This is a genomic window from Clostridium disporicum, from assembly GCF_001405015.1.
In the GTDB taxonomy this organism is placed as follows: domain Bacteria; phylum Bacillota; class Clostridia; order Clostridiales; family Clostridiaceae; genus Clostridium; species Clostridium disporicum_B.
The window spans coordinates 53,845-68,967 of sequence record NZ_CYZX01000004.1 but is presented as its reverse complement, the minus strand read 5'-3'; the positions used below and the strand labels follow the sequence as shown (position 1 = coordinate 68,967).

Genomic DNA, 15,123 nt, shown 5'->3' with positions numbered 1-15,123 from the left:
TATATGGAAACTTCGGGATATGGAGGATAATATGATAGTTTTAAGTTGTAAAGATATATGTAAAAGTTATGGAATTAGGGATGTACTAAAAAAAGTTACATTTTCAATAAATGAAGGTGATAAAGTTGGTATTATTGGAGCTAATGGTGAAGGTAAATCAACTCTATTTAAAATAATATGCAGAGAAATATCTCAAGACTCTGGTGAGATTTTTATAGATAAAAATAAAACTCTTGGGTATTTATCTCAAAATCTTAATTTAGATACAGATAAAAATATCTACGAAGAAACACTCTCTGTATTTGATGAGCTTATTAACATAGAAAATAAATTGTCTACATTAGAAATCAAAATGAACGAGCCTTATGATGAATCTAAAGCAGACTATCATGAAAAGTTAATTAAAGATTACACTACTCTTCAAGATATTTATTCTCATAAAGGTGGATACATATATAAAGGTGAAATCTCTAGAGTATTAAAAGGTCTTGGATTTACTGAAGCTGATTTTTATAAAGATATAAGTACATTAAGTGGTGGACAAAAAACTAGAGTAGCTCTTTGTAAGCTACTATTAAGAAAACCTGATATACTACTTCTTGACGAGCCTACTAACCATCTTGACTTAGAGGCTATAGCTTGGCTTGAAGAATATATGAAAACTTATAAAGGTACTGTTCTTGTAATTTCTCACGATAGATTTTTCTTAGATTCTGTTACTAATAATACATTTGAAGTAATAAATGGTGAAGTTGAATGCTACAATGTTCCTTATACTAAGTTTATTGAATTAAGAAAAAAGAACTATGAAGCTAAATTAAAGGCTTATAATCTTCAACAAGCTGAAATTAAAAGACAAGAGGCTATAATTGAAAAATTCCGTTCATTTAATAGAGAAAAAAGTATAAGAGCTGCTGAAAGTAGAGAAAAAGCTCTAGATAAGATGGAAAGAATAGATGCTCCTACTCATGAAAAAGAAGGTTCAAAAATTAAATTTGAAGCTTCAGTAAAAAGCGGATATGATGTTCTTCATATCGAAAAAATGAGTAAAGCTTATGGAGATAAAGTATTATTTAAAAATCTTAATATGGATTTAAAACGCGGTGAAAAAATCGCTTTAATAGGTGAAAATGGTAGAGGTAAAACTACTCTATTTAAAATAATAATGGATGTAGTTAAAGCTGATACCGGTGTTAAAGTTCTTGGAACTAATGTTAATGTTGGTTATTATGATCAAGAACAATCTGACCTAGATTTAAATAAAACAATTTTAGATGAAGTATGGGATGCATTTCCTAATATGACTACAACTAAACTAAGAAATGCTTTAGCATCTTTCTTATTCACAGGCGATGATGTGTTTAAAGTTATAAATACTCTTAGCGGTGGTGAAAAGTGTAGAATAAATTTATTAAAGCTTATGCTTTCTAAATCTAATCTGTTATTAATGGATGAACCTACAAACCACCTTGATATAATCTCAAGAGAAGCTTTAGAAGATGCTATTTTAGAATATGATGGAACATTAATGATAATTTCCCATGATAGATATTTCTTAAATAAAGTAATTGGAAGAATTTTAGAGCTTAATGAAGATGGTGTAACCGAGTATCTTGGTAACTATAATTACTATCAAGAAAAGAAGCTTAATCCAAGCAGATTTGAAGACTATGAAGAAATAGCTAATGGAAAAACTAAAACTCAAATTAAAGAAGATAAGAAAAAGAAAAGAGAAGCTGAAAAAGAAGCTAAGGCTATGCAGCTTAAATTAAAAAACATTGAAAAAACAATATCTGAAAAAGAAGAGGAATTAGTTAAACTTCAAGAAGATCTTTGTTTAGAAGAAATTTACTCTAACCCAACAGAAAGCCAAAGAGTGAATAATGAGATTAAAAATTTAGAAGAAGAAATTGCTAACCTTTATGAAGAATGGGAAAACATGGTTTAGTAAATAATTAATGGTGGCATATAGCCACCATTTTTTAACTTATAATTACTTTAATAAACTTCTTCTTTCCAATTTGAATTATAAATTTAGATGCTAAAGAAACTTCATCAATATTACTTATGCTTTCGCCATTTACCTTAACTCCACCTTGTTCCACTAATCTTCTAAATTCTTTTTTACTTGGAACTAACTTATTCCCTAAAACTATATCAGCTAAGTTAAAATCTCCTGAATTAACTTCTACAGTTTTTATATCATCAGGAATTTCACCTTTCTGAAAGACCTTTCTAAATCTATCTTCTGCTAGTTTTGCTTCTTCTTTTCCGTGGTATAATTCTACTATTTCTTTAGCTAAAGAAATTTTTACATCTCTAGGATTAACATTATCTTCTTCAAGGTCTTTTCTTATCCTTTCAATTATATCTGGATGAATATCTGTAACTAATTCAAAGTATTTAATTATTAAACCATCTGGAATACTCATTGCCTTTTCAAACATTATAGTAGCTGATTCATCTATTCCAATGTAATTTCCTAAACTTTTGCTCATCTTATTTTCGCCATCAAGACCTTCTAATAATGGCATAATTATTATTGATTGTGGCTCTTGCCCAAATTCTTTTTGAAGCATTCTTCCCATCAAAACATTAAATCTTTGGTCAGTTCCTCCCATTTCAATATCAGCTTTTATTTCTACTGAATCAAACCCTTGCATTAATGGGTAGAAAAACTCATGAAGAGATATGGACATATTACTTTCGTATCTCTTTTTAAAATCATCTCTTTCTAGCATTCTTGCAACTGTTGATTTTGCAGCTAATTTTATTACTTCTTCAAAAGTCATCTTAGATAACCATTCACTATTAAATTTAACTTCAGTTTTCCCTCTATCGAGTATCTTAAATATTTGTGTTTCGTAAGTTTTAGCATTTTCAAGCACTTGCTCTGTCGTTAATGGCTTCCTAGCTTTTGATTTCCCTGTTGGATCTCCTATCTTTCCTGTAAAATCTCCAATTATTATAACTACCTTGTGTCCTAAATCCTGTATTTGCTTTAGTTTTCTTAAAACTACAGTATGACCTAAATGAATATCTGGAGCACTTGGATCTAATCCTAATTTAACTACTAACTCTTTTTTACTTTTTAATTTCTCCTTTAATTCTTCAAGTCCTATTATTTCATCTACACCTTTGCTTATTATCTTTATTTGTTCATCTATATTAATCATCTTTATTCCTCCAAAATTTTCTTTGTTTTCTTATATAATTTTATAAGGAAACACACTACTCATATACATTCGTAGGTGTACACTTCCAGTGTAACTTTAATCTACCAAATCATAAATTTGGATTTTCAGTTAAGTTCGGTTACCTAAATTACATGTGCGCCCTGTGGGTGAAATTTAGAACCTCACTTATAGTAACTCATAACTTTCTCTATACTTAAAAATCCGCGCGTATATTTTTAAATATAAAAAAGCCCCCGTCCTACTAAAAGGACGAGAGCATAAAACTCACGTGTTACCACCTAATTTCATTGTTAACTCACATTAACAACCTCTTCAGGTACGCCAAAAATATGGTTATACCCTAGCACTATAACAGGTGCGAATCCGACATCTGCCTACTGGTTGTAATCTTTCGGAGTGCTGCTCAGAGACGTATTCAAATTAATTTGTCATTCCCTTTTCACCAACCAGGACCTCTCTTTATAACTCTATTAACTCTACTCTTTCTCTTCAAAGCTTTAACAATTCTTATATATTATTATATGCTTGTTTTTTTCTTTGTCAACATAAACCTAACATAAAAAAGGAAACTCCTTATCATCTCATCGAATGAGTACTCTTCAAGGGTAACTTCAAGTTACCGAATTTTAAATTTGGACTTTCAGTTAAGTTCGAGTATCCAAATATAAAATTTGCACTCTTACTTAAATTCCCTTATACATCTTGATATAGCTTCTTCAGTACTCTCAAAATAAATTCCATTATCTCTTAACTTTTTATTACTTATTCTTAAATCTCTTTTCTTATCTTTAAATCTTTCTGTATCTTTAATAAGTATATCTTCAATTCTGTTTTGTAAGCCTAAATTTTCAAGAACTCTACATCCAATATCATAAGTAGAAATATCATTTTCAGAACCAAAATTATAGTCTCCATAAGAAACTTCTAATAACTTTTCAACATTTTCAATTACTTCATAAACGTAGCTAATTCCCCTATATTCATTAGTTGCTAATGATATTTTTTCACCTTTTAGCGTTTCATTTAATATATTAGTAATTATGTTTATATTAACTCTTTTATTTCTTTCTGCATAAGAAAACATCCATGTTAATCTTAAATTATAATATTTATCAAAAATATTTTTAATTTCATTTCCAGCATAAAGCTGATCACTACTTGCAAAAATCAATTTTGAGTCTTTTAATGCACAGCCTTTAGCAATATTTACAGTCCCATCAAAATTTATTTTATTTGCAAACTCAGGTTCATTTTGACACCTTCCTGTATCAGATATTGCAGCTGAATGAAATACTATATCGAAATTATTATTTTTAAATAAATCATAAACCTTTTTTTCATTAGTAATATCTAAATCTTTATGACTTAAAGCTAAGATATCATATTTATCTTTATAATACTCGCTAAATCTCGATGCTAAAAATCCATTACTTCCTGTAACTAATACCTTTTTCATATTCTCTGCCCCTTAACCTTTAACTTATCTTTTGTCTTATTTATAATACTCAATAATAGCTTGAGTTCCTTCATCTTCTAATCCATCATCCGCAATTTTCTCATATAGTTCTAATACTTTATTTAAAACTGGTAATTCTTCATTTTTACTTTCCATAGTATCTCTTGCTATTTTTAAATCTTTAATAAAATGCTTTATAAAAAAGCCTGGTTCATAATCATGTACAAGCATCTTAGGCGCATTATTATCCATTTGCCAGCTACCTGCTGCACCTTTTGAAATTGCCTCTAATACAGTCTTTCCATCTAATCCAACGCTTTCTGCATAATGAACTGCTTCAGCTGTGGCTGCTATTGTTCCAGCTATAGCTATTTGATTGCAAGCTTTACAGTTCTGTCCACTACCTGCTTTTCCTAAATAAATAATATTTTTGCCCATAGATTCAAATACAGGAAGTAAAAAGTCAAAATCTGCTTTTTCTCCTCCCACCATTATTGATAAAGTTCCATTTTTAGCACCTATATCTCCTCCTGAAACAGGAGCATCTAACACATGAAACTTAGTACCTAATTCAGAAAGTTTTTTTGCTAAAGCTGGTGATGATGTCGTCATATCTACCATATATGCTCCTTCTTTAGCATTAGCAAATATTCCTTCTTCGCTTAAATATACTTCCTCAACATCCTTAGGATATCCAACTATAGTAAAAATAGCATCTGCACCTTCTACACAGTCTTTTATAGTCTCGCAAACTCTTATTCCCTCATCTTCCAATCCTTCACACTTTGATAAAGTTCTATTATATACACTAACAGAGTGACCAGCTTTTTTTAAATTTAGAGCCATAGATTTCCCCATTACCCCTACACCTATCCATGCAATTTTCATAACAATTCCTCCTATATTTTAACTGTTCTCTATTTATTTTTATTTAGCTAACTATTTTATCTCTACAAATATTCATATTAATTTACTGTATATTTATAATTTTAGCACTAATTAGAATATCTTAATATGATTATTTTTTTGTTAAAATTCTTAAACATAAAAACTGTATATATTTTTACTAAAAATAAGTATAGATATTTTTAATAATTTATTTACATTTATAAAATAATAAACGATTTCCACTCATATACTTTACCATAATAATTTAATTAGGAGTAAAGTTATCATGCGTAAAGACGGAATATTATTAAAAAATATTGACCCAATGAGAAAACTCATGCCATATCTTTTTAAAAGTAGAAATGGTAATATAGTATACTCCCCTGAAGAAATAGAATTTGACTTTTCAAAAGATTATTTAAGGAACTTAAATAAATCAAACCCTGGTTTAAAAATCGGAACATTTGAATTAATAATCACTGCTCTTATTAGAACATTTGCTATGTACCCTTATCTAAATAGATTTGTAGCTAATAAAAAAATTTATGCTAGAAATAATTTTTCACTTTGTTTTGTAGTCTTAAAACTTATAGACGGAAAATATGTAGAAAGTACAGCAAAAGTTTTTTTTAACAAAACTGAAAGTATTTTTGAAGTTTCTAAAAAAATTAATGATGCCATTGAGCTTTCTAGATCTAACGTTGTAAAAGATGATGATAAGCTTATGAGTTTTTTTGCAAATCTCCCTTCACCTATATTGACCTTTTCAGCTTGGGCAATTAATAATCTTATACACATCGGTGTAGTTCCTAAAAAGATTACTGATGCTATTCCTCTTTTTAGTAGTGTCTATATATCAAACTTAGGGAGTATTGGCCATAACACTCTCCACCATCATTTATTTGAATGGGGCACAACATCAATTTTTCTAACCATGGGTAAAATAACTAAAAGAAATGATAAATCATTTTTAAATGTAGTTTTTTCTGTTGACGAAAGAATAGCAGATGGTATATATCTAGTAAAGGCACTTCGATATTTTTCTAAATTACTAAAGCATCCAGAAGCTCTTGAATTACCTCTTTATGAAATAGTTGAAGATGATGGAATTTAATATTTTTTATTTTTAGGAATTATATTATTTATACTTTTTTAATTTAAAATTCAAAAGTTAAATAATAGAATGTTAGTTATACTTCTATTATTTAACTTTATATTTTTATAGTAGCTATTTTACTTAACCTGTACTACTATATTATTTTTTCTAGCCTCTTCAGCTCCAAAAGCCATAAGATGACTTTGCAATGATTTCGACCCACTAGAAAGAGATTCAACTGATTTATTTTCTAAAAGTCTAAATAACTCATTCATTAAGCCATTATCTCCACCACTATGTCCACCTACTGGAATTTCTATTTTATGAATTGTTATATCCTTATCTTGTTTTACATTCGATCTAAATTTTATTACTTCAATTTCTCTTTTACCTTCGTGACCTCTTATCTCACCTTTTGTTCCCATTATCTTTATAGTTCTCGAAATTTCATCTGTAAATGCAGAAAGACTAAATGTAGCTGTTATTCCATTTTTAAATTTGATTATAGTACTTTGATGATCACAAACATTGTTATCACAATTAAATACACATCTACCATATTCATTCTCAGATATAGCATTTAATATACCTTCTTCTGTCTGAACTTCACTTACTACAGTTGATGGCCATCCCCCTTTCATTGGCGGATATATCTTTCTTGCATCAAATACACAATCTTCAACCTTACAGCTTACACATCTATCTGCTGCACCTTCTGGCTTATTATCATTATTAAAAAAGCTTAACTCCCCAAAGGAAGAAATACTTTCACATTCATCATCTACAAGCCATGACAATATATCCATGTCATGACAACTCTTTTGTAATATTATTGGTGAAGTTTCATCTGAATTTCTCCAATTTCCTCTTACAAAGCTATGAGCCATATGAAAAGCACCAACATTCTCATTATGCTGAATATTAACTACTTTTCCTATTTCTCCACTATCAATAATTTCTTTTAATTTAGTAAAGAACGGTGTATATCTTAAAACATGACATACCATAAGTAGTAAACCTTTATCTTCTGCCTTCTTAACCATATCAACACACTCTTCTTTATTTATTGACATAGGTTTTTCTAATAAAATATTATATCCTTTATCTAAAGCTTTCATAGTTGGTTCATAATGTAATCTATCTAATGTAGATATTATAGCTAGGTCTGCTAACTTTTCTCTCTTAAAGAAATCATCCCAATTAGTAAATATATTCTCTTGTGGTATGTTATGTTCTCTTACTAATGTTTCTCTCCTAAAGTCATTTGGTTCAACTACAGCAACAACCTTACCCATTTCACTATGATTTTTAATAAAGTTTGCATAAATATCTTGTCCCCTTTGTCCTGCTCCTATTATTGCAACAGTCTTCATAATTCTTGCCCCCTATTAATACATTATATCTACATTTTACATTTATATTGTTACACCTTCCATAATTTATACCTTTATTGCTAAAAAAGTCCACAATACTCTTATAAATATTGTAGACTTTAATATTTCTTATATTATAACTATGTTCTTTCCTAATTCCTTTGCTTTGTATAATTTTTTATCTGCTTCAGCTATAAGCATATCCATTTCATCAATTTTATCAGATAACTCAGCTACTCCAAAGCTCGCAGTTAATTTAATCTCAACTCCATTATATATAAACTTATGCTCTTCTATACTTTTACGAATTTTCTCTGTAGATTTTATAAAATTTTCAGTATCCATATTTTTAAATACTATTAAAAACTCTTCTCCACCATATCTAGAAACCCAATCATATTCTTTTCTAATATTGCTTTTTACAATTTTTCCAATTTCTTTTAAAACATAGTCTCCTGATTGGTGCCCATATTTATCATTAATTTTTTTAAAATTATCTATATCCATAAGTACAATAGTTAATTTCTCATTTTTTCTTTTTGATTCTTTTATTTCTAGAGGAAATCTTTCATTTATGTACCTTCTATTATAACATTCTGTCAATTCATCAGTAATAACTAGCTTATTTAATTTTTCAATTTCCTCGCAAATTTCACTTATAGCAATACATGAAACTTCATTTATAAGCATAGAATCTGTTATATCTTTAATACATTCTATTACATAATGCTCTCTACCTTTGTTCATAGTAATTGCTGTAATTGCAAATACTCTATTATCGTTATACTCAACTTTAGTAAAAACTTTATTTTCATTATAAGCTCTCATAGATATGCAATTTTCACACATATTACTTTTATTCCATATGCTATAGCATTTACCATCACTCTCATTTACACCTTTACTAAAGATATGAATTATTTCATTTTTCAAAGGATTTATTACTCGTACCTTATCAAATAGTAATTTTAAATATTCACATTCCGCTAATCCGCTACATATATTACTCAAAATACTATCTCCCACCTCCATATAGTGAAGTACTTACTTTATTATAATCCTCTTTTAATATATTACAAATAATCTTATCTAAAATTAATTCTATTTAGTATATCTTTTCATCACTAATACTTTATTTAGCATGTTCTCTCAACACACTAATCTCATCCTCGGTTAGCTTTCTCCATTTCCCATATTCTATACCATCTATTTTTATATTCATTATTCTAACTCTCTCTAATCTAACTACATTAAACCCAAAAGCTTTGCTCATTCTTCTAATCTGTTTATTTAAACCTTGAGTTAAAATGATATTAAATGTCTTATCATTTACTCTACTTACTTTACAAGGTCTCGTTATAACTCCACCTATATCTACTCCATTTGACATTCCTTCAATAAATTTATTATCAAACTCTTTATCTACTGTTACTATATATTCTTTTTCTTTATTATTATCTGCCTCTAAAATACTATTAGCTAAATCACCATTATTAGTCATCAAAATAAGTCCCTGTGATAATTTATCTAATCTTCCTACTGGAAATATATATTCAGGATAATTCATATATTGGATTATATTATCCTCTACATCATTTGCCGCTGTACAAGTTATTCCAACTGGTTTATTTAAGGCTATATAAATTCTTTCCTTTGGCTTTAATTTTTCTCCATCTAAAAGAATATCATCATATTCTTCTACCCACTGCCCCGGAAAGGCTAATTCGCCATTTACTATAACTCTACCTTCTTCAATTATTCTATTAGCTTCTTTTCTTGAGCAAACCCCATAATTGCTAAGAAGTTTATTTATCCTCATTTAATTTTATCCTTTCTACATTTTTTCCAATTATCTTTATTCCCTCTTCAATCTGATTTAAGCTTAATCTTGTTAATCCTATTCTAAGAGTATTTTCACAAGAATTATCTACAGAGAATATATCCCCTGGAGTAAATATAACATTTTCCTTATAACATTCTTCTAGAAGTTTTCTTGATTTTACTCCTTCTATTCCAATATAAATATGAAGAGCTCCTTCCCCCCATATAAAATCAGGTTTAATATATTTATTAATGCAATTTAATGCAAAATCATATTTTTCTCTATAAACCTTTCTTATCTTTTTTACATTTTTATCAAAAGCTCCACTCTTTAAATATTCATAAAGAATTCCTTGATCTAAAAATGAAGTATGGATATTTTTACATCTCTTAACACTTTCTAAAACATCTATTATCCTTTTATCTGCCAATATCCACCCTACTCTCAATCCTGGGAAAAGGATTTTAGAAAAGCTACTTATATAAATTACACCATTACCACCTTTATCTATAGACGATAAAGGTGAAATATGAGTACTATTATATAAAAGCTCCTCATTAAATCCATCCTCAATTATTGGAATATCATACTTTCTAAACAATTTATATACTTGCTGCCTCTTTTCAGCTTTCATAACTATTCCTGTTGGGTTATGATATGACGGAATCAAATATCCAAACTTAATTTTATTGTTCTTTAATTTATTCTCTAACTCTTCTATATCTATTCCATCTTGATTCATCTTAACTCCAATTATATCTAAACCAAGAATTTTCATTATTTTTATAGATGTATTATGAGTTGGATTTTCACATAGTATCTTATCTCCTGGATTACAAAAAGTATTTAAAATCATTTCTAATCCTTCTGTAAACCCATTTGTAATAATGATATCTTTATTTTCTATACTAACTCCCTTTTGCTTCATATACTCTAAAAGATAATCTATTAAAGGCTTATATCCCTTAGCATATCCGTAGTTTAATATCTTATCTCCTTCTAAAGATATTCTATTTAGAAAAGACTTTTTAAACTCATCAATATCAAATAAAGAACCATCAGGAGAGATACTTTTAAAAGAAATCATCCCTCTTTCCCAAGGTATTTCTGTTTTTACTATGTCTAGCTCTTCAGCTAATCTTCCATAGTTATTTATCATATTATCCCAGGATACCTTCCATCCATTTTTATAATCTTCTTTATTTTTAGATACAAATGTTCCTCTGCCTTTTATAGTATACACAATACCATCAGCTTCTAAGTTTTCATAAGCAACTATTACAGAATTTCTACTTACTCCTAAAATCTTACTTAAATCTCTTGATGATGGTAATTTTGCATCTGTAACTACCATATTATTTTTTATCATATATTTAATATAATTTTCAATTTGTAGATATATAGGTTCATTATTATTGAATTCTAAGCTAGAAAAAATCACTATTTCAACTCCTACTCTAAGGAATATTCTATTATCCTATCTAATAATTCTGTAAAACTCATACCTACTGCTTCTGCACTTTTAGGAATTAAACTTGATTTAGTCATTCCAGGTAAAGTATTTATTTCTAAAAGATATAGTTCTCCATTACTTATTATCATATCAATTCGTGCATAACCCTTGCAACCCAATAAGTCCCATATTTCTTTAGATATATTATTTACTTTTCTCTGCATTTCATCATTTCTATGAGTTTAAGTAAAAATTAAAAGAACCATATTAGTATAACTTTTATACTAATGTGGCTCCTTTTCCTATTCTTCTAGCATTATATCTAATATCTTTTTATCTGTTTCTTTCATACCCTCTTTTCCAAGTCTACCAACAGCTATTATAGTATCCTCTATATCTTCTTTAAGTATTCCTGTATTAGCACGATATGATTGATCTGACATAGCAAGATAATGTGCCATCATAGCAGCATCTATACTTGTTGCTATTTTAGCTGCACATGAAGCTTTAGCTCCATCGCATACTATTCCTGATATATTTGCAAGAGTGTTTGTTACTGTTTTATTGATTTGTTCTAATGACCCACCTTCTAAATAAGTTATAGCAGCTCCACTAGCACATCCAGCACTAACTGCACCACAGAATGCTGAAAGTCTACCTATTCCTGTTTTTTGATGAATAGTCATAAGGTTAGAAAATACTAATCCTCTATATAATTGCTCATCTGTAAGACCTTTTTCCTTAGCATAAATTATAACTGGAATAGATGTTGTCATACCTTGATTTCCACTTCCACTATTAGTCATAACAGGCAACGAACTTCCAGTCATTCTTGCTTCAGAAGCTGCTGCCGCATAAGCTTTTAATTTAGTAACTACAGAATCTCCTGGGAAGCTTTCTAAAATGACCTTCCCTATCCCTATTCCGTAAGTACCTTTTAACCCTTCTTCTGCTATGCTTATATTATAAGCTATTTGCTTATCTAAAAGCTCTTTAACATCTTCAATTTTAACTGTATTTGCAAATTCATATATATCTTTTACATTTAATATACCTCTATCAACAAATACACCTAAATATTTATCTGGAGATTCTTCAACTTCAAGTAAAACTTCATCATTCTTAGTTATTTTACATATATTTGTGTGAGCATATTTAGTTTCTACAGTAACCTTGTCATTTTCACCATATGCTTCTACTAAAATATGAAGTTGAACTTCTGTATCTAATCTCTTAACCTCACAGTAATCTGTTGTAACAAGTTCATTAGCTTTTTCAATGCTAACATCATCAACAACATTAATTACTTCTAATCCTTTACTAGCATCACCAGCTAAAATTCCAATTATAGCACTTGCCTTTATACCTACTAAATCTCCTGTATTTGGAACAGTTACACACTTAGCATTTTTAATTATATTACCACTACACCATACTATAACTTTTTTAGGCATTTCACCTAAAACCTCCTTAGCCTTAGCTGAAGCATAGGCTATAGCTATTGGTTCAGTGCATCCCATTGCAGGTACAATTTCTTCTTTAAGTATTTCTAAATATCCATTGTATATTTTTTCATCTAGCAAAAATAACACTCCTAACATTTCGCCGTCAGGCTTACTTCTTATCTATCGTAATTTTTTATCTACTATAATAACTATTAATATTTCTATTAGAAAAGCTCTAACTTCATAATGTATATTTCTAATTGTCGTTTCTTAAATACTCACCTAAGTCAGCGGGTGTTACTTAGCATAATTTTTCACTATGTTTACAATAACTTCAACAGCTTTTTCCATTGATTCTATAGCTATATATTCATATTTACCGTGGAAATTTTCTCCTCCAGTAAACATATTAGGTGTTGGTAATCCCATATATGAAAGTCTTGATCCATCTGTTCCACCTCTTATTGGTCTAATTTCTGGTGTAACTTCAGCCTCTTCCATAGCTCTTTTAGCGTTATCAACTATGTGTATTACTGGCTCAACCATTTCTTTCATGTTTCTATATTGTTCTTTTATATCTACAGTTACTGTTCCTTCACCGTATTTTTGATTTAAATCCTTTTCTATTTCTTTTAATCTTTCTTGTCTTTTAACAAAAGTATCATTAAAGAAATCTCTTATTATATATTGCATTGATGTATTTTCAACTGTTCCATTTAGTTCTATAAGATGATAGAAACCTTCATATCCTGAAGTCTTTTCTGGAACTTCATCCACAGGTAGCATAGAAGCAAATTCATTTGCAATAGTTATTGAATTTACCATTTTATTCTTTGCATATCCAGGATGAACATTAACACCTTTAATAGTTACCTTAACTCCTGCTGCATTGAAGTTTTCATACTCTAACTCTCCTATAGCTCCTCCATCAATAGTGTAAGCAAAATCTGCTCCAAAATATTTAACATCAAAATGGTCTGCACCTTCTCCTATTTCTTCATCTGGTGTAAATCCTATTTTAATATCTCCATGCTCTATTTCTGGATGATTAATTAAATATTCTACAGCTGTCATTATTTCAGCTATACCAGCTTTATCATCAGCACCTAAAAGAGTATTTCCATCTGTAGTTATCAATGTTTTCCCTATATAATTTTTAAGTTCTGGTGAAAACTTTGGTGATAAAATAGTATCTTCATTTAATTTTATATCTCCACCATCATAATTTTTAACTATTTGAGGGTTTACATCTTTTCCACTATAATCTGGTGCTGTATCCATATGAGCTATAAATCCTATAGTTGGAATTTCTTTGTTACAGTTTTTTTCTAATGTTGCATATACATATCCATATTCACTTATAGTTACATCATTTAACCCCATTTCTTTTAACTCTTTAGCTAATATATCCGCTAAAACAAGCTGTCCTTTTGTACTTGGAGTTGTTCCTGTTGTAGTATCACTTTTTGTATCTACTTTAACATATTCTAAAAATCTTTCATCTACCTTTTTCATATTAATCCTCCATTCTGTAACGTCTTAGTAAAACTATAACTTAAAATCTTAATCTCTGATTTAAACTTACACTTTAAGTATACTCCTACGAATGTATACAAGTAGTAAGTTTTCTTAAGTATACTTATATTATAGACCTTATTTAATATGATATAAATGTTTTCTTAATTTTATTTTTTATATAAAAAAATATATTATGCTATAAAAACACTAGAAGTCTTTCTATAGCATAAATAATTTCATTTAATGTTATCTAGCTTTCTTTTAAGTTTTTCTATTTCATTCTCTAGAGATTCCACTCTCTTTTGCAATTCTTTATTATTACTATCATTAGAGGTTGTAGTACTACTCTTTCCAGATGACCTGCTAGATGTTCCTACTGTATTAGCACCACTTTCATCTACTGTATTTTCACAAAAAGGATTAGAAGCATTTCTATATATAGGATTATAGTATCTTCCTGGTCCACCTTGAAAATATTGTTGTTGTGCATTATAAGTTAATATAGCTTGACCTATTAATTGAAGCCAGTTTCCTAGAGCATTTTGTACATTAAATGGAATTCTACTAGCCGTAATATCCCCTATTATTTGTGCAATTATTATAAATAGCATCGGATTTAAATCTTGAAAACCACCTGGAATATCACTATCTCCACATCTACACTCTTCATCTGCCACTCCTGGTGGCGCTTCTTCGTTATCACTTGAATTATCATCTCTATATTCACTAAAATCATATCCACAATTCTTCATAAAATCATCGAACATCTTATAATAGTCCATATCTTCTCACTCAATAAGTATTATTATTATATATTACTCTTTATTATTTACTTTTGTACATCATAAAATTATATATAAAAATAGCCTCTGAGA

At 28.9% G+C, this 15,123-nt stretch carries 13 protein-coding genes and 1 other annotated feature; of the genes, 2 read left to right on the top strand and 11 right to left on the bottom strand.

Going from position 1 to position 15,123, the window contains the following annotated elements:
• The first annotated feature begins 31 nt into the window (after positions 1–31).
• Entirely contained in the window at positions 32–1,948 is a 1,917-nt protein-coding gene (abc-f, locus tag ARA56_RS03620; protein WP_055264049.1) for a ribosomal protection-like ABC-F family protein, read from the top strand.
• A gap of 34 nt (positions 1,949–1,982) precedes the next feature.
• Here abc-f and tyrS read toward each other — a convergent pair whose 3' ends face one another.
• The 3 genes from tyrS to ARA56_RS03605 all read right to left on the bottom strand — a co-directional run bounded on the left by tyrS (position 1,983) and on the right by ARA56_RS03605 (position 5,541).
• On the bottom strand, positions 1,983–3,176 hold the full coding sequence (gene tyrS / locus ARA56_RS03615; RefSeq protein WP_055264047.1) for a tyrosine--tRNA ligase: 1,194 nt from the start codon (positions 3,174–3,176) through the stop codon (positions 1,983–1,985).
• 263 nt (positions 3,177–3,439) lie between these two features.
• Positions 3,440–3,699: a binding site (T-box leader), on the bottom strand.
• A 177-nt stretch (positions 3,700–3,876) separates the two neighbouring features.
• Complete coding sequence (locus ARA56_RS03610; RefSeq protein WP_055264044.1) at positions 3,877–4,653, bottom strand: SDR family oxidoreductase; 777 nt, start codon at positions 4,651–4,653, stop codon at positions 3,877–3,879.
• 36 nt (positions 4,654–4,689) lie between these two features.
• The gene (locus ARA56_RS03605; RefSeq protein ID WP_055264042.1) at positions 4,690–5,541 is read right to left on the bottom strand and encodes an NAD(P)-dependent oxidoreductase; all 852 of its coding nucleotides are present in this window, start codon (positions 5,539–5,541) and stop codon (positions 4,690–4,692) included.
• A 286-nt stretch (positions 5,542–5,827) separates the two neighbouring features.
• Between ARA56_RS03605 and ARA56_RS03600 the strand changes: the two genes are divergently transcribed.
• Positions 5,828–6,655, top strand: a complete 828-nt coding sequence (locus tag ARA56_RS03600; protein WP_055264040.1) for a hypothetical protein — start codon at positions 5,828–5,830, stop codon at positions 6,653–6,655.
• 119 nt (positions 6,656–6,774) lie between these two features.
• On the opposite strand, the gene ARA56_RS03595 is transcribed toward ARA56_RS03600, so the two are convergent.
• The 8 genes from ARA56_RS03595 to ARA56_RS03560 all read right to left on the bottom strand — a co-directional run bounded on the left by ARA56_RS03595 (position 6,775) and on the right by ARA56_RS03560 (position 15,030).
• A complete protein-coding gene (locus ARA56_RS03595) occupies positions 6,775–8,010 on the bottom strand; it encodes a Gfo/Idh/MocA family protein (RefSeq protein ID WP_055264038.1) in 1,236 nt (411 codons plus the stop codon).
• A 129-nt stretch (positions 8,011–8,139) separates the two neighbouring features.
• Positions 8,140–9,021 (bottom strand): GGDEF domain-containing protein, encoded by an 882-nt coding sequence (locus tag ARA56_RS03590; RefSeq protein ID WP_055264035.1) that lies wholly within the window; start codon positions 9,019–9,021, stop codon positions 8,140–8,142.
• Positions 9,022–9,142: 121 nt separating this feature from the next.
• Positions 9,143–9,829: a pseudouridine synthase gene (locus tag ARA56_RS03585; RefSeq protein ID WP_055264032.1), complete on the bottom strand. Its 687-nt coding sequence runs from the start codon at positions 9,827–9,829 to the stop codon at positions 9,143–9,145.
• A complete protein-coding gene (locus ARA56_RS03580; RefSeq protein WP_172675739.1) occupies positions 9,816–11,270 on the bottom strand; it encodes an aminotransferase-like domain-containing protein in 1,455 nt (484 codons plus the stop codon). Before ARA56_RS03580 ends, ARA56_RS03585 begins: the two co-directional genes overlap by 14 nt.
• Positions 11,271–11,284: 14 nt before the next feature.
• Positions 11,285–11,509: a D-alanine--D-alanine ligase gene (locus ARA56_RS03575; protein ID WP_055264028.1), complete on the bottom strand. Its 225-nt coding sequence runs from the start codon at positions 11,507–11,509 to the stop codon at positions 11,285–11,287.
• Between the two features lie 78 nt (positions 11,510–11,587).
• A complete protein-coding gene (locus ARA56_RS03570; protein WP_423230661.1) occupies positions 11,588–12,805 on the bottom strand; it encodes an L-cysteine desulfidase family protein in 1,218 nt (405 codons plus the stop codon).
• A 222-nt stretch (positions 12,806–13,027) separates the two neighbouring features.
• The gene (pepT, locus tag ARA56_RS03565) at positions 13,028–14,245 is read right to left on the bottom strand and encodes a peptidase T (RefSeq protein ID WP_055264024.1); all 1,218 of its coding nucleotides are present in this window, start codon (positions 14,243–14,245) and stop codon (positions 13,028–13,030) included.
• Between the two features lie 239 nt (positions 14,246–14,484).
• Entirely contained in the window at positions 14,485–15,030 is a 546-nt protein-coding gene (locus ARA56_RS03560) for a hypothetical protein (protein ID WP_055264022.1), read from the bottom strand.
• Positions 15,031–15,123 lie beyond the last annotated feature (93 nt).